The sequence below is a fragment of the Sodalis-like endosymbiont of Proechinophthirus fluctus genome (genome assembly GCF_001602625.1).
In the GTDB taxonomy this organism is placed as follows: domain Bacteria; phylum Pseudomonadota; class Gammaproteobacteria; order Enterobacterales; family Enterobacteriaceae.
In genome coordinates this window covers 13,634-32,354 of record NZ_LECR01000028.1, presented here as the reverse complement: position 1 = coordinate 32,354, position 18,721 = coordinate 13,634, and the positions used below count along the sequence as shown (strand labels likewise).

The 18,721-nt window shown below is 50.2% G+C and carries 10 protein-coding genes and 7 pseudogenes; 13 read left to right on the top strand and 4 right to left on the bottom strand.

All coding sequences use genetic code 11. The annotated features are described in order from the left end of the window. Positions 1 to 84: 84 nt before the first annotated feature. Positions 85 to 345, bottom strand: a pseudogene (gene pssA / locus BG74_RS03500) (CDP-diacylglycerol--serine O-phosphatidyltransferase); the annotation flags it as partial. 1,260 nt (positions 346 to 1,605) lie between these two features. Here pssA and BG74_RS10440 point away from each other — a divergent pair. Continuing rightward, a pseudogene (locus BG74_RS10440) lies at positions 1,606 to 2,451 on the top strand (homoserine O-succinyltransferase); the annotation flags it as partial. Between the two features lie 64 nt (positions 2,452 to 2,515). Here BG74_RS10440 and edd read toward each other — a convergent pair. Then, positions 2,516 to 4,326 (bottom strand): annotated as a pseudogene (gene edd / locus BG74_RS20430) (phosphogluconate dehydratase). 377 nt (positions 4,327 to 4,703) lie between these two features. Beyond that, complete coding sequence (gntK, locus tag BG74_RS03490; RefSeq protein ID WP_066596646.1) at positions 4,704 to 5,234, bottom strand: gluconokinase; 531 nt, start codon at positions 5,232 to 5,234, stop codon at positions 4,704 to 4,706. 296 nt (positions 5,235 to 5,530) lie between these two features. Here gntK and BG74_RS12750 point away from each other — a divergent pair. From BG74_RS12750 to BG74_RS12745, 6 genes and pseudogenes are all read left to right on the top strand, one after another. Next, positions 5,531 to 7,743: pseudogene (locus BG74_RS12750) on the top strand (homocysteine S-methyltransferase family protein); the annotation flags it as partial. Between the two features lie 84 nt (positions 7,744 to 7,827). Further along, positions 7,828 to 8,064, top strand: coding sequence for a hypothetical protein (locus tag BG74_RS03465; RefSeq protein ID WP_066596635.1), 237 nt, complete (start codon positions 7,828 to 7,830; stop codon positions 8,062 to 8,064). A gap of 87 nt (positions 8,065 to 8,151) precedes the next feature. After that, positions 8,152 to 8,433: a hypothetical protein gene (locus BG74_RS03460; RefSeq protein ID WP_066596633.1), complete on the top strand. Its 282-nt coding sequence runs from the start codon at positions 8,152 to 8,154 to the stop codon at positions 8,431 to 8,433. 201 nt (positions 8,434 to 8,634) lie between these two features. Then, entirely contained in the window at positions 8,635 to 8,853 is a 219-nt protein-coding gene (locus BG74_RS03455; protein WP_066596632.1) for a hypothetical protein, read from the top strand. A gap of 1,308 nt (positions 8,854 to 10,161) precedes the next feature. Continuing rightward, positions 10,162 to 11,832, top strand: a complete 1,671-nt coding sequence (locus BG74_RS03450) for a Na/Pi cotransporter family protein (protein ID WP_066596655.1) — start codon at positions 10,162 to 10,164, stop codon at positions 11,830 to 11,832. Next, positions 11,780 to 11,992 (top strand): hypothetical protein, encoded by a 213-nt coding sequence (locus tag BG74_RS12745; RefSeq protein WP_187202565.1) that lies wholly within the window; start codon positions 11,780 to 11,782, stop codon positions 11,990 to 11,992. The genes BG74_RS03450 and BG74_RS12745 overlap by 53 nt, the downstream gene beginning before the upstream one ends. 18 nt (positions 11,993 to 12,010) lie before the next feature. Here the strand turns inward: BG74_RS12745 and BG74_RS10420 are convergent. Continuing rightward, a pseudogene (locus BG74_RS10420) lies at positions 12,011 to 12,959 on the bottom strand (amino acid kinase family protein); the annotation flags it as partial. A gap of 672 nt (positions 12,960 to 13,631) precedes the next feature. On the opposite strand from BG74_RS10420, the gene pgi reads away from it, so the two are divergent. The 6 genes and pseudogenes from pgi to BG74_RS20425 all read left to right on the top strand — a co-directional run bounded on the left by pgi (position 13,632) and on the right by BG74_RS20425 (position 17,865). Then, complete coding sequence (pgi, locus tag BG74_RS03440; protein WP_066596652.1) at positions 13,632 to 15,281, top strand: glucose-6-phosphate isomerase; 1,650 nt, start codon at positions 13,632 to 13,634, stop codon at positions 15,279 to 15,281. Between the two features lie 970 nt (positions 15,282 to 16,251). After that, entirely contained in the window at positions 16,252 to 16,386 is a 135-nt protein-coding gene (locus BG74_RS19445; RefSeq protein ID WP_369678494.1) for a capsule biosynthesis GfcC family protein, read from the top strand. A gap of 85 nt (positions 16,387 to 16,471) precedes the next feature. Beyond that, the gene (locus BG74_RS18835) at positions 16,472 to 16,567 is read left to right on the top strand and encodes a YjbH domain-containing protein (RefSeq protein WP_256364203.1); all 96 of its coding nucleotides are present in this window, start codon (positions 16,472 to 16,474) and stop codon (positions 16,565 to 16,567) included. 274 nt (positions 16,568 to 16,841) lie between these two features. Further along, positions 16,842 to 17,441, top strand: a pseudogene (locus BG74_RS18830) (YjbH domain-containing protein). Then, positions 17,395 to 17,714: pseudogene (locus tag BG74_RS19440) on the top strand (YjbH domain-containing protein). The pseudogenes BG74_RS18830 and BG74_RS19440 overlap by 47 nt, the downstream one beginning before the upstream one ends. After that, complete coding sequence (locus BG74_RS20425; RefSeq protein WP_256364200.1) at positions 17,662 to 17,865, top strand: YjbH domain-containing protein; 204 nt, start codon at positions 17,662 to 17,664, stop codon at positions 17,863 to 17,865. The pseudogene BG74_RS19440 and the gene BG74_RS20425 overlap by 53 nt, the downstream one beginning before the upstream one ends. Positions 17,866 to 18,721: the final 856 nt, after the last annotated feature.

Here is an 18,721-nt window from a genome sequence, read left to right as displayed (position 1 = left end):
GGTAGTGTGGGGTCTCCCCATGCGAGAGTAGGGAACTGCCGCTGCTACTGCTGTACCGGCATTAAAATGATCGTTCATACTACTTCAGAGTATTCGGCTAATTAAGCGATCAATGCGGACACGGCGTAAACGACGAATAAGTTTACGCACTTTAATCGGATAGTCTGCTATGCTTTGTAGCTCGGTGAAGTGCTTTACCATCCGAGTGTGAGTACGGATCATGGCGAGTTCGCGCTCACGCTGCGTCCGCAGCGCCTGTGTGGGATCGTGGATTAGTAGCGCATTTTCCAGATCGAGCCGCCAGGCACGTGGGTTAAGGTTATTACCGGTCAGCAATTGCCACTCGCGAGCAGTAAGGCAGAGAGTGAGATTTTATGACGCGGGAGCTTCTGTATATCGTTAACACAGCCAATCTATCGCAACAGTGTTTAACGCCTTTATCCCGCTAACAGTCGGTATCGACAGGGAAATCAGGATGTTTTTCTCGCTGTGCTACCATGCTATCACTTGCCCTGCTCAACGCTAATATATAGCTAATACATACCAGACTCGCGTCATTGCTCGACAAATTACGGAGTCTGGCTGTTAGTCGATACCTCCAGTCTGATAAGTTATACCTGGCATTAGTACTATTGCCAGCGTATTGGAGATGGCGACTGTGGAAAATTCATCCTCTTCTCAGGAGAATAAAGTTTCGGGTAAATAGAATGAGCAGTAATACTGAAATCCATAGTATTGGATCTACAATTAATTTAATTATTTTAACTCTGAAAGTCGATTACGGTCGGGAAGCACCTGCCGGGATAATACCATTACTGAATATGACTATTCTATCCTACTGTAGTAGGTAGTAATAGAAATGCCTTTGCTAGTGCCAGTGCTCTACACGCCGTTAGCGTAGTAGGACATGTATCGTGTGCGGTCGATTGAAGAATAATATAGCCGTCCCTGCGGTTAACCCATTGGACCATTTTAGCGATAGGTAAGATCGATCTGAACTGGAACTGGATCTAAGCCTTAAGCTAGGGGTCCGGACAGAAGCACCGGCTATAGCCGTTTTTACCCTCCAAAAGCGTGGCATACTAATGGATAATCAACACAGGCCAGGCGGCAAGCAATAGGGCGGAGCAGCATGCAGCAGGCGCGGCGGCTGGCATGCTAATTTCATATTAGCGCTTATATAGCGGTATTTAGCTGGCTGGTTTAAAGCAACTATAAACGAATACCGTGGTGTTACCCGGTCTGCGTACAGACATTGAACGTTCAATCTATAGCCATAGACAAGCATATTATTCGATGTCGGCTCCTGTCAAAGCGTAGTTAAAGTAGAGACTATGATAATGTATTTATTGAATAAGTTGAAATATATTCAACTTATTGCTGAGAAATTGCTGAGAACTTGACATCACGTTCTAAAACGTTTATTTTCAGAAATCTAAACGTTTAAACGTTTAAACATACGCTTTGAGGATCTCAGGTTATACCGATTCATGTGTAGACTAGCTACTTATAGTCATTTTCTGCCTAACAAAACTGTCTTTGTGATGGCGTCCTTTCTCGCCAGCACATAGGAAATTCTCCCCACATAGTAAATTCTCCCGTTGAATGCTGATCCTAAATTTGATGCTAAAAAATTGAAACCGCAAATCAGTTTTGCGTTTATTATCCAAATTCATCGCTGCAAGTGAATATTCAACTGTTGCATATCGACAGCCTGAAATCGAAGAATACCCCGGCGGGGTATATGAATAATTTTACTGTAATTTTGAAGATATCCAGCATGATAACTTCGATAGCTTAGTCGTGACCGGCGCACCGTTGAGCCTGGTGGATTTTCGGGATGTCGTCTTCTGGCCGTAGATTGATTAAGTACTATACTGGGCAGCGATCATGTAACGTCTACGCTGTTTGTATATTTGTCTATTTGTCTGTTTGGCGGTTCAAAGGCAGCGCTGAATATTCTCTACGGTATCCATAAATGACTCGCCAGAAAAATCTAGGGAGCGGGCGTCTATCAGCACCACACGCTGAAGCAGCATGCATTGCTGACCCGATGTTTTGATGAGACCTTTCTTGCCATGCATTCCCGCAATGCAGATTTCTCTACTGTGATGACTCGTCAGTACACTGATTTATAAATATTGGACTCATCTGATGAGGCGGGAGCCTATTTGTTTGCCAACTCGGATAAGCGTCTGGCGTTTGTCAACGGCCATCCGGAATATGATGTTCTAACTCTGGCCAGAGAGTATTCACCGCGACAGAGAAAACGGTCTCCGGCCAGCGTTACCGGTTAACTATTTCCCGCAAGATAGTCCAGACTGACGCACAAGCTAGCTAACGCAGACACGGGTATTATTTGCTGTTTGCTAACTGGATTAACACTTAATCTACTACGTTTATCATATAAAACCGTATGATTTGCGGCGTATGAGTCCGACGCTGGAATAAGCGCCAGCCAGCGCATTACCCTTAAACGCGTTGGTCAAAACGATTTCCCGCTTTTGCGGCGTTGTCAATCCATGGTGTCATTTTGCCGTAGCTGTCGAGTTTTAGAAACTGATGAAACTTGGCACCTTGTCTTGTTCCGTGCCGGAAAGCTGATGTCGGCGCAGTGCGCACCGAACAATTCGCGGCCGCGCAGCCCACCGCGCCGACAGAAAGATCCGATTCCGGCACCTGACGCTGCGGCAATTCCGCGTCGTCCATCAATAACGTCAATTCGCCCGTTTTTCCGTTCACCAGTACTGTATATCCCCGTTGAGGATTTTGCCGAGCAGACCGCCGTTATAGGCTTCTGTCGTTACATGAATAGCCAAGGGTACTTTGCCGGACGCACTGGAGAAACAGCCATCGGTCACCATTGCCACCTTATAACCGCGATCCAGCAACACCCCTAGCGGTGGCATCAGTTTATGCAGTTCCGACATGCCGTTGGCGCGAGGTCCTTGATAGCGAACCACTCAACGCCGGGCCGATGTCGTACTGGCTTTTAAATATACCATGGCTGGCTCTCTTTATAACTTAATTTTCCTCGGGTACGGAGGAGGTTTTATCACCGCGAGGCCGAGATTGCTGTCGAGAACTTTTGTGCCGTCTTGGTGCACGAAGGGGCGTACGACGCTGGCGATAATGGTTGCATCCAGCAAGGCGGCCGGACTGTCGCGCTAGGATAGCCGGCCATTATCCAGCCAAGGTTCTATCGTATAGAGGCTCAAGCAAGCCCGCATCCGGCAATCGTCTGCACGTCTTCATGCAGCAGTTCGCACCAATAGCGCAATGCCGCCCATGGCATGAAATCGGTTAATGTCCGCCGGCTCTTTCGGGTAAATCCTGGCCAGTAGCGGTACCGCATCCGACAATTCGGAGAAGTCTTCCCAGTTGATGATGATATCGGTCGGGTCATGGTCACCAAATGCATGGTATGGTTGGTTGAGCCGCTGGTCGCCAGTAGCGCTACGATACCGTTACTACCTCTCATCTATTAGCAGTCGCTCGATCGGGAGATAGTTGCTGCTGGCTTCGGTGAGTCGGGTAATCTGTATTGCTACTGCATCGGTAAGGGAATTGCATAGCGGACTGTCCAGCTGAATAAATGAGGAATCGGGTAAATGCAGGCTCATCATTTCCATGATCATTTGGTTAGAATTGGCAGTGCTGCAAAAGATGCCTGCTCTATGATAGGAAACTGCTTCCGCTTCCAGTATTGCATGACGATCCATCGTACCTTCAGTGTGCAGCTGGCAGATACGTACTTTTCTTTATTCGGCAGCCCGGTGGTCATGAGGTCAGCGGGAACAAACACCGAAGGCAAATGGCCGAACGAGAGCGCCGTTATGACCAATCTAGGGACAATTTTATCGCATATGCTCAGATAAAGAGCGCTATCAAACATGTTATGCTACAGACCAATGGCCGCCGACATGGCGATGATTTCGCGGCTCATCAACGATAACTCCATACCATCCTAGCCTTGGGTAACGTCATCGCACATAACTGGCACGCCTGCGGTCACCTGTCCTACCGCGCCGACGCTTTGCGACGCTTGTTTGATTCGCTGTGGGTAATGTTCTTATGGCTGATGGATGGAAAGCATATTTGTAGGCATTATGACGATGGTGATGCCGTTGTGGGTCAGGCATTTTCAATGCGTCCTTATCGCCAGGTTTGGCAGGCGGAGAAACCGTGCGCTAGATTACCGCATGCCAGCTGTGTACGATGAGAGGTCTGACTGCACGCGGCTTCGATACGGGTCAAGTAGGTATCGCGACTGAGGCATGAGCGGTTGATAATGCGTTGGATTACGCGTTGCAGAGTGGCATTTATACATTCATCACTTAATAATTCTTTTATCCACCTCTTACCCCTGATGCTGGCTGAAAAGATCGAATGACAATATGGTAATACCGTTTGTTATTATTAACCGTGCTTCCCAAGCTAATGCCGCTGGCAGGGGCGCTTGTGATATTCCTTGAAACGATTCATCTGGAGCAGGGCCTACTATACCCGTGTGCGGGACGCGGGACTATGCTGCGAGGCGATCACCGCGTTTATCTTTACGGTAATCTGCATTCAATTTGGCAATCGAATGGAATATATCCACCCCAGTGATAGACTTTGTAACAATCAGCATGAGGGATCGCATTCCTTATTAGCGCGCCAAGGTGGTTAGCTACGCGCCTTAACTCAACTCCGGAGGCGACTTAACCGGCGGTAGCGGTGCGGATCCAGGCTATGGTATCGGCAACGACTCCCTCCAGCGGCTGATCGACATTTATAGTGTACACGTCCGACTCGTCTTTTCCCGGCTCTTCTAATGTGTCAAATTGTGTTATCAGCATCTGCTGTTTAAAGAAGTGTCCTTTTCTGGCCTTCATACGCTCCTTAATCACATCAAAGCTGCCCTGCATATAAATGAACGACAAATTGGGATTCCCCTCACGTAACCGGTTGCGGTAGTGCTTTTTCAGCGCCGAGCACACGATAATGGAAATAGCGTTGGTACGTTGCATCGCGAAAGCAGCGTCATTGATAGCGTTAAGCCACGGGGCGCGATCATAGTCATTCAGCGCATGACCAGCAGACATTTTTTCAATGTTGGCACGCGGATGGAGGAAATCTCCATCAAGAAAGGCAGCGGATAGCTCACGGGACAGGGCGGCAGCCGCAACGGATTTGCCGCTGCCAGACACGCCCATCAGAACGAAGATATGATTTTGAGTTTGGGTAGCCATGGACGTAGCTCCGTGAGAAATAATATTTATTATAATAATATTATGTATAAATTTTGCGAGATTTTCATGATATTTCAATCATTATTGCGTAATAAATCTTTAAATAAGATAAATATAAAATAGTTAAGAATAATTAAAACATCATGTTCCGCTCCTTAACAAAACGTTAAATAATACTGCCTTTGAAGGAGAAAAGTATTATTAGGCGACGATTGGGTTCATTATAACCTGTGCTAGGATGTTGCGTTGTTTTAGGCGGAATGACGCCTATATCGGCGAAAAATGAGATCATCGTTATGAATCGGATAAACGAACTGGGCGCTACGCTGGTACGACGGATAGTGGTGTTGGATGGCAGTATGGGCACCGCCATGATTCAGAGTTATCAGTTGCAAGAAGCGGATTATCGCGGGCAACGCTTCGCTAACTACTCCGTGCGATGAGAAAGGCAATTGTGAAAGGCAATAATGACCTGCTGGTACTGAGTAAGCCTGATGTCGTCAGCGCTATCCATGATGCCTATCTCGCCGCCGGCGCCGATATTCTTGAAACTAATACCTTTAACGCCACTCCTATCACGATGGTCGATTATCAGATGGCGTTGCTGGCCAGAGAAATCAACTTCTCTGCTGGATGCCTAGCGAATACATACCCAGGAAAAGCCGCATTATATCGCGGGCGTATTAGGCCCGACCCAACCGCACGACATCGATATCGCCAGATGTGAACGATCCCGCCTACCGCAATATCGACTTTGATAAGTTAGTAGAAGATTACATTAGTAGTATCAGAGCGCTGATTCAAGGTATCATCGACATGATTATGGTGGAAACTATCTTCGACACGCTAATGCCAAATCGACCGCGCTGGAAATGGAATTTGAAGCGCTAGGGAGATAACCTTGCCGGTCATGATTTCGGGCACCATTACCGATGCTTCTGGGCGTACGCTTTCCGGGCAGACTGCCGAAGCGTTCTACAACTCGCTGAGTCACGCGCGGCCGCTGTCTTTCTGTCTGAACTGCGCGTTAGGCCCTGATGAATTGCGCTAATATTTGGCGGAACTGTCGCGCATCACTGATTGCTTAGTCAGCACTCACCCTAATTCTAACCTGCCCAATGCGTTCGGCGAATATGATCTAGGCGCGTTATGGCGCGCCAGCAGGTAAGGTAGAAAGCGGTACGAAGATCATCGACATCAATATGGATGGGATATACTGGACGCCGGGGCGGCCATGGTGCGCTTTCTCTATCTGATTGCCGGCGAGCCGGATATCCGCCCGCGTGCCGATCATGATCGACTCCTCTAAATGGCAGGTTATTGAGCAGGGGATGAAGTGTATTCAGGGTAAAGGCATTGTTAACTCGATTTCCATGAAAGAGAGAGGAGGCATTTCTTTAATCACGTGCGCTTGGTACGGCGCTATTGCGTCGCTTTAGTAGTAATGGCGTTTGACGAACATGGCTAGGCTTACCTGGGCTGGAAAAATTGAGATCTGTCGCCGCCTACCGGCTTTTGACCGATACGCTAGACTTTCCGAAGATATCATCTTAGATCCGAATATTTTCGCCTCGTAGCCACTGGTATCGAAGAGCATAATAACTATGCTCAAGATTTCATTGGCACCTTGTGCGGATATTAAAGCGGAATTTCTACATGCACTCATTTCCGGCTGTGTTTCCAATGTTTCTTTCTATTTTCACGACAACGAGTCAGTACGGTGAAGCAGTTCACTCCGTATCTCTTTATCATGCGATGCGCAACAGCCTCGATATGGGCATTGACAACACCGGCCAATTAGCGATCTATGACGATTTGCTGCCGTCGCTGTACGAGCGGGTGGAGGATGTGGTGCTGAATCGGCGCGTAGACGGAACCGAACGGTTGCTGGCTCTGGCGGAGATGTATCATGGCAGCCAGAGCGAAGGCGAGGCGCCGGCGCAGCAGGCGGAGTGGCGCGGATGAGACGTGAGTAAACGCCTGGAATATGCCCAAAGGTATTACCGACTTCATTGAGCAGGATACCTAAGAGACGCGGCATCAGGCGGCACGCCCTATCGAAGTGATTGAAGGGAGGTTAACGGCTGGCATGAACGTGGTGGGAGACCTGTTTGACGCCGGCAAAATGTTTTTGCCGCAGGTGGTGAAATCGGCCGAGGTGATGAAACAAGCCTTTATCTACCTGGAGTCTTATTATCCAAGCCAGGAAGACTGAGTTGAAAGCCGCTTATAAAATTCTGCTGGCGACCGTGAAGGGCGAGGGCGATTGTGCAAGATATTGGCAAGAATATCGTCGGCGTTGTGCTAGCCTGTAACAACTATGACGTTCTCCGATCTCGGTGTCATGGTACCGATGGATAAAATTCTTAAGACCGCGCTCAAAAAAATTTGTATATCATGTGATTATCTTTCCTGATTATCCGTTTCTGGATGAAATGGTCGACATTGCCAAAGAAATGGAACGCCAGGGGGGTTCACGCTGACGCTGTTTATCTGCAGCGCGACCACAGGAATCGTCGTCGCGCTGCAAACCTAGCGCCATATAATTTTTCAGGATTATGAGCTGCAACTGCAGAAAAAATCTGCCTATTTTATGGACGGACTGCAGCGTTTAAAACAACTCTATCTCTTCATTAGGCAAATCGAAGGGCCGGGGATGCTGTTTAGCGTTACTTTGACCACGCCGGAAGGTTTGTCATGGCGTAATGCGGGTAAGCAGGCGGTCACGCTGGCGCAGGATAATGATTACATCTACCAAGGAGAGACGCTGCGTCTGATCTTTAATAGCGGCGACTACCATTGCGAAAAAATCAAACTGGCTCCTCCCTAGCTGGATTGGGTTACGAAGAGATGGAACGCATGCTTACCATTCTCTATCAGGTCTTCGCCACCCTGGCCGACGCGGAGGAGGTCTGATATGGCCGTGGTCGTCAAGCTTGACCTGGGTAAGATGCACTACTCAGAGAAATTAATCCCGCAAAATCACGAGTGGCAACAGTGGGAAGTTTGCTACTGCGGCATCTGTAAAACCGGCAGCGCCCTAGCATGGTCCGCTCAAAGCGAGGGCCAGGTGCTCGGCCATAAAGTGATTTGCCGCGGACTAGACGGGATGTATCGGGTGCTGAATAATGAGATCCCCTATTATGAGTGTGAATACTGCCAAGAAGATTGGGTAATCCATTGTCTCCACAAACAATAGAGTTGGGCACTATCCACCCACGGGTGGCTTCGCGACCCATATTTTGTGTACCTAACAGCAGTCTGCATACCTTGTCGCTGAGCGATCTCCATCTGGACGTGCTGGTAGAAACCACTGGCGTGCCATTATGCACGGTTTAAACTGCTTAACTCGTACGGCGGCATTAAAGCATACAATGGCATCTGTCGCTGTGCGATATCCATGACGACGCTTGGCCTAGGCGCAAAGTTACTCCATTTGTGCCAGCAGGCCGCTCGGGACTGGCATTACCACTTGGTGATTGATTGCTCCGATAGCCGGGACGGGATGCTGACGGCGCTAGCGGCGGTACGCGACGCCGGCGTGGTGATGATTTATGGTGTTACCGCATGCTGGGGAAATGCTACGGGTAAAATGCACGATACGTTTGATGTGAATTGACGTTGATGGCGTCCTTGCAGGGCTGTACTCAGTCCATTTTTTTGCAGGCGCTTAAGTTATATCGAGCAGTATCAGGCTTTTTTCACCACATTGCTGGGAAAAAACCGACCTGCGTCAGTTGCCTTATGAACTTTCATATAACCCGCCGTTGCCAGGCACATGAAGCTGGGTCGTGATGTCACCCGGCTGGACGGGCAGCATCGATTAATCCAGAGGGACGATTCTCGGGCTTTTTAAAGCAAAAGGGAGGTAGATATAGATAAACATGAAAAAAGACACTTTATTATGATGCTGGATAGTATCGTTTGTTTCGACACATCGCTATATGCAGTGCAACTATCTGCCGGCCAAGGTAGTGAAAAAACATCACCACCGCTGTGACGAAGGCCGGCAGAACGGCAAGCCGGCGGCAAGTGTAGCTGCTCCTGAGCACGCACTACACGTACTATAGTGTAAAAGTGGCTGTGCTGCAGCGGGTTATATGCCACCCTCGCGGGCTGACGAGCCAGCCGTGCCGCTCTTCGCGGTAAATCATACCTCTCTCGCCTTAAGCTACCTAAGCGCTTCACGTAGCGAAATGCTGATGATAGCAATGTGCGCCCTCATCATCTGATCCGCCGGAAGACGATCGTTATAGCCCAACTAGTCGGTATCTATCTAGTCGGCGATGGTTTGGCAGATATGGTCCACCATCCTTGTAGTATGCGCTTTCCCCAGGCGGGGAGGCTTTATCAGAGGGAATATTTATCCCCGGTTTGCCTGTTTTCAGTGCAGCTATTTTCGCCAGCAGAATCGGAAGGAAAACCATAAAAAAACAACGGCATGGGTTTTAGTCATTAAATATTTATCCGGCTGGGGCGGATTGGCGTAGTTCTTGCTGGACTAGATCAGTAAGGCCAGGCATTTTCATCCTCTATGCGGAGCTTCAGCTATGAAATATTTGTACGCTTCCGTGTTAACGATAGCGCTGATGAACAGGCTGGGCGCTACACGACGCGGGTCGTGATACGTTCGGAATCCATTACACTACTGCCAGCCGGATAAGGGCTTGACGCGGTCATCCTTGGCCATAGTCTATTGGGTAATGTGATCCACCATCGGGTAGAATATCGTTAGGTTTAGCTCGCGGTGGATGTTTTAAATCGTTCTGTGGCCGATCTCCATCAAAATGGCGGGCGAATTGGTCTACAGCTAGAAATATCAACACTATGCGAGGTTGCTTGATTGTGCGGCCCCATGAACCTCCTTATCAGTATTGCCGGTAGGGAGCCCGCCGGTATTCATCTGCAAAAAGGAGCTTCAAATCGAGTGTTAACGCTGTTACATTTGCTGTCCGCCGTGGCGTTGCTGGTATGGGGAACCCATATCGTTCGCACGGGTATTATGCGTATTTATGGTGCCCGTCTGCGGCAGGTGCTTGGCCGCAGCGTAGAGAAAAAAACAATGGCCTTTGTGGCCGGTATCGGTGTGACTGCGCTGGTGCAAAGCAGCAACGCCACGGCGATGCTGGTAGTGTCCTTCGTTTCCCAGAAATTGGTGGCGCTGACGCCGGCTCTGGTGATTATTCTCGGTGCCGATGTGGGCACCGCCCTAATGGCGCGGGTGTTGACCTTCGATTTTTCCTGGCTGTCGCCGCTGCTTATTTTCATCGGCGTTTGTCTGTTTCTCAGCCGTAAACAATCCCGAGCCGGGCAACTTGGTCGCGTCGCTATCGGCCTTGGCCTTATTCTGCTGGCTCTGGAGCTGACTGTCAGCGCCTCCACGCCAATTACGCAGGCCAGCGGCGTCAAAGTGCTGTTCTCTTCCCTTACCGGTGATATTCTGTTGGATGCGCTGACCGGGGCATTGTTCGCCATTATCAGTTACTCCAGTTTGGCAGCGGTGCTGCTGACCGCGACCCTCTCTGCTACCGATGTTATCTCCTTCAAAGTGGCGCTTTGCCTGGCGATCGGAGCGAATCTCGGTAGCGGGATCCTGGCAATGCTTAACGCCAGCGGCCAGAACGCCGAGGGCAAGCGCGTCGCCCTCGGCAGCTTGCTGTTTAAACTTATCGGCTGTATAGCGGTAGTGCCGTTTGTCTCGCCGCTGGCGGGGCTATTGGAATGTCTTCCGCTGGCGGATTCGGAATTGGTCATCTATTTCCACGTGTTTTATAACCTGCTCCGCTGTCTGGCCATGGTTCCCTTCGTCGATTATATGGCACATCTGTGCAATAAGTGGATTGCTGATACGCCGATAGACGATTGCAGCGTGCGCCCGCGCCATTTGGACACCAGCGCACTAGATACGCCTGCGCTGGCGCTGGTGAACGCCGCCCGTGAAACACTGCGCATGGGTGATGTGGTGGAAAGCATGTTGCTATTGCACACCGAGGTGCTGCACGGAAAGGTTGAAAAAAACCGTGAGGTATGCCGTCTAGATGACGACGTTGATGTGCTGTACACGGCCATTAAACTTTATCTGGCGCAGATCCCGAAGGAAGATCTGGACGAAGCGGATTCGCGTCGCTGGGCGGAAGTCATTGAAATGGCACTTAATCTGGAACAGGCTGGGGATATTATCGAACGCATGACGGGGGATATTGCCGCCAAATCGCTAAATGCGCGCCGGGCTTTCTCCGCCCAGGGCATGAAGGAGCTGGATACGCTGCATGAGCAGCTGATGTCAAACCTGCGCTTAAGCCTGTCGGTGTTTTTGTCGAACGATATGACCAGCGCCCGCCGCCTACGTCGCGCCAAGCACCGCTTTCGTATCACCGACCGCCGCTATGCGCACGCCCATGTGGATCGGTTGCACCAGCAGAATGTGCAGAGTTTAGAAACTAGCTCGCTGCATTTGAGCCTGCTGGGGGACTTGAAGCGGGTCAATTCACTGTTTTGCTCAGTGGCCTATAACGTGCTGGAGCTAGACGAGGAGTCGGAAGAGGATGAGGTCCTCGGGCGCGACGACAACAGACCGCCGGCCGCCGGTAAGCCCTAACGGTGCGGGGCTGCTAGAATGGCGCCGTATGGCCCGCCTACGTAATTCTAGTTTTCTGCCGCAACGTCAGCGGGTGAGGATGTGGAAGGCTTGGTCTTCTCCCTGGAAGGTAGGGGACGATATTCTTGCCGGTTTAATCTCCGCCGGCGGCGGGCTCTAAGCCTATCGACGGACAGGCTTAGTCGAACAGCGCGCTGTGCAAGGTTCTTACTACCCCATCTGCTCGCAGTCATCGCCCGGCACTAGCGGGCATAGATATGGCCGCTAGTGCCGTAGCAAATGAGCCGGATATTGAACGGATCAGGACGCCGAAAGCCTCTTTTCCCACCCCGCAAGCCTGCGACAATTTATTGCTAATCAATACCACCAACGCCAGATCCTCTTCCACCTCACCTCTACCCGGTAAAGGGAGGAGAGTTCGGTCAGCAGTTCTTGCGTCAGCAGGCTTGCTCCGGTGGTGGTGGGGTCGGTAATGTCTATAGTGAGCGCCAAGCTGACCTCGGACGTGGTGATAAGATCCACCGCAATCACATGTCGTGCCAGAATATTAAATACCTCCACCAGAAAACCCTGGGCATGCAGCATGTTCAGGCTATGCAGCGTCAGCAGTGTTTGGCACCGGCGTCGCCGGCGTAACAACGGCGGATTGTCGTTATGATTATAAAATAGGGTGCCGCCCGCGGCGGGAGCTTTACTGGAGCCGACGAACACTGGAATCGCGCTGCGTATATCCGGCAGTAGTAGCGTCGCCTGATGCAGAATTTTGGCGACAAATATGGCCATTTCCACCGCTTCCTCGAAGCTGATTTTATCGATGCACTTGGCCTGTGGGACAACGCGCGGATCGGTGGTATAGATGCCAGGCACATCGGTCCATATATTGATTTGCCCTGCCTCCAGCGCTTCTCCCAGTAATGCCGTGGAATTGCTATCGCTGTGGCCGAGGGTAGTGTGCACCTTTTTGCCTTACTGCTGATAAGGCCCTAGGTAATGACCAACTTGTTTTCCAGACGCGGCAGCAGCAGGGTGCACATTTGCGCCTTGGGTATCTTGCTGTCTGGCTCGGCGCCGCCGAACTGATCGTTGGTACGCATCACCTTACACATATCAAACCACATCGCCACCACGCGCGCTGGTTCTGTCGAATTTGGCTACCTACAAGGGGAGCCGCAGAGAAAGGGGGAGTCGCAGAGTTGTTTGACATGTCTAAAAATGGCCTAGTGTCAGATGCCATGTCTGGTGACATCGGTGATATCAGACCAAGCACGAACCAAGTAAGGGAAATAGGGAGCAGGCGTAGAGGTTGACTACGGGGTACACCTAGAAACGCCCCACCGTTCTGTTCACCTGGTAGTGAACAATGCTAGCGACAAATTAGGGGATTCAACTCCTGTAGTCGACGATGGCCAGCATGCCTGCTGCTATCGTCTCTGCGGCGCTCCTCCTGTAGTGTGAGCGTTAGAAATCGGATCCTCCCTCGCCCCTAACTGGGCAGCTCGCCTCTTCTAGTTCACGTATCAGATGCGTCACTAGGCCATTAGAAATAATGGGTAATAACGTTGATGTCAACTTGCCAGCACGTGACTTTATTATCTCCGGCCCGATTCTCCCGGCGGGCGATAATTTGCAACGGAAAAAACAGCGCGAGTCTGTTAGGGCTGAATAAAGGGCATACGGTGCGACCGATGCCGGTTTTCACACGGGGCAACACGTTAACGCAAGAAAAGCATCCTCAGCGCAGCGTTAAGAGATATAATGAAAAAATATGTGACGATTTAATCACCTATAAGAGTGTTGTTATGAAAAATATCAATCCCAGCTATACTGCAGCCTGGAAAGCGCTGCAACAACATTTCGACTCGATGAAAGACGTGCAGATAAGCGACCTGTTCGCGCAAGAGCCGGATCGTTTTTCTGCCTTCTCGGCAACGTTTGACGACCAGATGCTAGTAGATTACTCCAAAAACCGCATCACCGCCGAGACGTTAACTCGCTTATTGGCATTGGTGGATGAATGTAGAGTTAATGACGCGATTGCCGCCATGTTCAACGGCGAGAAAATCAACCGTACCGAGGACAGAGCGGTACTGCATGTAGCGTTACGCAACCGTAGCAGTACGCCAATTAACGTTGACGGCAAGGATGTGATGCCGGACGTTAATGCGGTGCTGGCGAAAATGAAACAATTCTGCGAGCGGGTGATTGGCGGCGAATGGAAAGGGTATACCGGCTGCACCATCACCGATATCGTCAATATCGGTATCGGCGGCTCAGATCTTGGCCCTTATATGGTGACCGAGGCGCTACGGCCTTACAAAAACCATCTTCATATGCATTACGTTTCTAATGTTGACGGCACCCATTTCGTTGAAACGATTAAATACCTGAATCCGGCGACCACCTTATTCCTGGTGGCGTCCAAAACCTTTACTACACAGGAAACCATGGCCAATGCCAACAGCGCGCGGGATTGGTTCCTGAAAACTGCCGGTGATGAGAAACATGTCGTCCGCCATTTCGCCGCTTTGTCCACCAACGCCAATGCGGTAGCGGAATTTGGCATCGATACTGACAATATGTTTGAGTTCTGGGACTGGGTTGGCGGTCGATATTCGCTGTGGTCCGCCATTGGCCTATCTATTGCGCTGTCGCTTGGCTTTGAGAATTTTGAAAAACTGCTCAGCGGTGCGCACGCCATGGATCATCATTTCATCGAAACACCGCTGGATAAGAATTTACCGGTACTGTTGGCGCTCATCAGCATTTGGTATAACAATTTCTATGGAATGGAAACCGAAGCAATACTGCCTTACGATCAATACATGCACCGCTTCGCGGCCTATCTTCAACAGGGTAATATGGAGTCTAGTGGGAAATATATCGATCGCGATGGGAATCCTGTGAGCTATCAAACCGGACCTATTATCTGGGGTGAACCAGGCACTAACGGGCAGCATGCATTCTATCAGCTGATTCACCAGGGAACGAAAATCGTGCCTTGCGATTTTATCGCACCCGCTATCAGCCATAATCCGCTTACCGATCACCACGCCAAATTGCTGGCCAATTTCTTCGCCCAGACCGAAGCGCTGGCTTTTGGCAAATCACGGGACGTAGTGGAGCAAGAATTTAGCGCGGTCGGGAAATCGCCGGATCAGGTGCAGCACGTGGTGCCGTTTAAAGTGTTTGAGGGTAACCGCCCCACCAACTCTATTTTGCTGCGCGAGATTACCCCCTATAGCCTAGGGGCGCTGATTGCGTTGTACGAGCACAAAATTTTCACACAAGGGGCGATCTTGAATATCTATACCTTCGACCAGTGGGGCGTTGAGTTGGGCAAGCAACTCGCTAATCGTATTTTGCCAGAATTGGCGCAAGACAGTCCGACCGATGCCCATGATAGTTCTACAAACGGCTTGATCAATCGTTATAAATCCTGGCGTCACTGATAAATTTTCTTTATGGGAGAGCAGTCGGTCTCTGGCCACTCTATTTCCCGCGCGAGGCCTCCAACAACCAACCTAAAGCGTGACGCCGGTGGTTATTTAGAACACCTTTTAGGGTTATTATTAAAAATACCCTGTCTGTCTCCGGCTTTGGCAGATGAAATATAGTGATACACTCATATTAGGCTTTATAATTATAGGATTAGCTCATGAAGAGCTTTAAGTACCTAGCCCTTCGTAGCTTAATTTGACGTTATGTGAGTCGATTCGAGATCCGACGCTGTGATAAAAACCTAACAATCCATTGGCCAGGATTACTTATCGATTGAAACTAAACAGTATAAGTCCCTATAAAAATAAAAAAACTCTTAGTCGCCGTGAGCTGATGTGCTGGTTTTATCGCATCCGCTCTGATTTACATTCGGGTGGCGATTCATTATCCTGGGCAATCCCAGGCGGTGGTGTTAAAAAGACGCCTCCAATCTGCGGCAGCTTACGCTGCACCCGGAGATTAGTTGGTAGCCTGGAACTGTGATAGCAGAAAGGACTGCTAGCGCGGGGTACAGAGCATCAGGCGCAGCGACGGTTGCTGGCTCAATAACGTGCTGAACTAAGCGGGGATAATGACGGCGAATTGGCCAACTCGGTAGGGCGAGAGTGCGTGTGCAATTGGCCTCGATGCGGGTGATCAGTCGGCAGTTTGTGCCGTTGGATCCAGACTGGATATGCTAACATTCCGAGGCCAACCGCCGATTGAGCAGCGATTATAGCACCTATACCTTATCCATAGACCTACTAGCGTTATTGGTCACGACGACTGCCGGTCTGCAACCCTATTAGCCAGGTTGCGATTGTCGCCGAATATCTGCAAACCTACCAGCAGCGGTTAAGCAGTGCGGAAAAATCTTGGCCTGGATCATTGCGCCCAACGGTAAAGAGGAGGACGTGTCCGTGGCTTACCGGAATCGCCGGCATGTGGAAGTGGGATCCGGGCAGCATCATCTATGTCGGGTTCTCTTCCTGGTCACTGTCCATGGCCTATCGGGATGTAAATGAACAGATTATCTCTTTACTGACCACCCTCACCGGATCCCAGACTAATGAATAAAAATATCTCCTCAGTTTTATTGCTCTATCAGTGGCCATAGCCAATCAAACCGCTTCTTATTCCTGAACCTATAGAGCCGTCGCAAATGGATCAGGGTGGCGTAGGCATGCTGCAAACTCCTACCGGACGTATGGCGCGGGAAGGAGAATTCAGCATAGGATATCGCGATAAAGATCAATAGAATACTGCTTCTAATCCCTGAACATACAGCTGTTCCCCTGACTGGAAAATACCATCTGCTATACCAATATGCATACACGGAAGTACAGTAGAGTGGAAAGTTTCAATAGCGATCAGACCTACAAAAATAAGAGAGTCGATTTCAAGCTGCGCTTGCTAAAAAAGTTATTGGTTGTCGAAGTTATCAGTGGGCGTACGCGACTTCGGCGGTACCTACCAGCCTGTTCGACAAATACTACGATAGCGCGGAGGGCGTGGATCTCGCCAACCGCGCTATGTTTAATAATCTACCGGAAAATATCGATACCCTGAATGTCACCGAAATGCGCGAAAATATGCCGATAGTAACCACCGAAACCAGTGTGCGCAGCCCGCAAGATACCCTGCAAGGCTATCCGTTGGGCCACGGGAAGCTACTGATTCAGCGCCGCGTCGAGCCTGACGTGCTGAAAACCGCTAAGCAGGGCTATTACATTGCCCGTAGCCGGCTTGCAGCTGGGATGGTCTCCGGTACTGAACTTAGTCATTCGGTGGCCAGGAAAGTTTTTATTTGTATCAGATCGGCGTGAAAAGGTGTCGGGCACGGCCAGTTATTGGCCCCCACTAACCACTGGGCGCTATCAGACAGCTTGTTCGGCAATATCATGAATAATTACGATAAATTTAACTACACTAATCCGTTGTTGGATTCCAGTTTGCCGCACGTGTGCACCAATATCCGCTCATATATTAAAAAATTGTATATCAGTAAGTTGAAGAACACCTATGTCGATCGGTTGGGTGATGGCTGGCACGGCGAGATGTACGGTGGGTATCTGGAGATGATATATGTTGGCGTCGTCGGCGAAGTTGCTTTATCGTCTGCTGGACAGTAACGAGGCGGTGGGCGTTTACGGTAACTACCTCAAGCAGTGTGATTGGGATAATATGATGCAGTTCACCGAATACAAGGTTGCTACCGGTAACCTGACGGGTATTGGCAGCCGACCTTTCTGAAGATGGTACTGGTCAAAGCTAGCGTCGGGCAGTATCTGGTGAAAGACAAAGGCATCACATTCGACTGCTCGAAACGTTTCGACAGCGGTATTACCGCCGGTGCCTACACCACCTTCGCTACCTTCACCAAGGTATCGAAAAGAGGAATATAGCGAGAGATCCTTTACTAAGGATTTCTATCTGTCGATCCCGCTGGATGTCCTAACGATAACACCGAACCGAATCGAGCACAGTTCAACTGGAAGCTGCTTACCCGCGACGGTAGTCAGATGGTGGGACGCAAATACTATCTGTATGGTCTGAGCGACGAATGTTCTCCCGTGGTAGAATAAGCGCTCGGGCGCAGTACATGACATGATACAAATAGTCTCCTCATGGAAACTATTTTTTCACCCGAGCCTCGGCCGCAGGATCCTCCGCTTATTGTGGAGAGTGGTATCGGTCTAAGGCGGACGAGGAACCGCAGTCCACCGTGGTGAAATTATAGGTGTGGAATGTCAATGAAAGGCAGTTTTTGGTCACAATGAAATCTTTAACTCAGGGAGCGAGTGTGGACCCTATATACCGGATCAGGCCATTGTTACGCTACCTGACGGTATTCAGTGACGACGCGCCACCATCGTGGCCAGATGACGTCACGCGAAGTTGGTTGACCGAGCGCGGATCTATGACGTGCCGTCTTGAACGCTACTGCGGGCAGATCCGCGTACGACGCTTTCGCGAAGGGTTCGTCCTCTTCTGCGGCGGATTGGGCAAGGCAGCATTACCGCCAGATGATTGTAGGCAGTTCTAGCTGCAGGAAGTGGTGCTCTATGATTATGATGGCCGCTGACTGACCGCGTGCACTCTGGTTCCCACTGTGATAAAAGCAGGGCCGGCGCAGTACGTGTTGAGCCTCGACGATATGCCGCTCTGGCAATAGCTTTTTCGTAATCGGCCGCCGGCGCGAGATGTTATCCAATTAGGCCGGGTGGGCGACCTATGGGCGCGGCGTGCTCGCCTGCTCCCCGAAGGGAAACTGATGCTGCTGACAGAGGCGTTTTTACCAGATTGCCCGCTGTATGCTCGCGGCGGTGATGCGCCAGATAGAAAGGAAATTGCGTTGGATCACAGTCTGATACAGGATAAATGGCAAGCATGGTGCCGATTGATGCGGCTT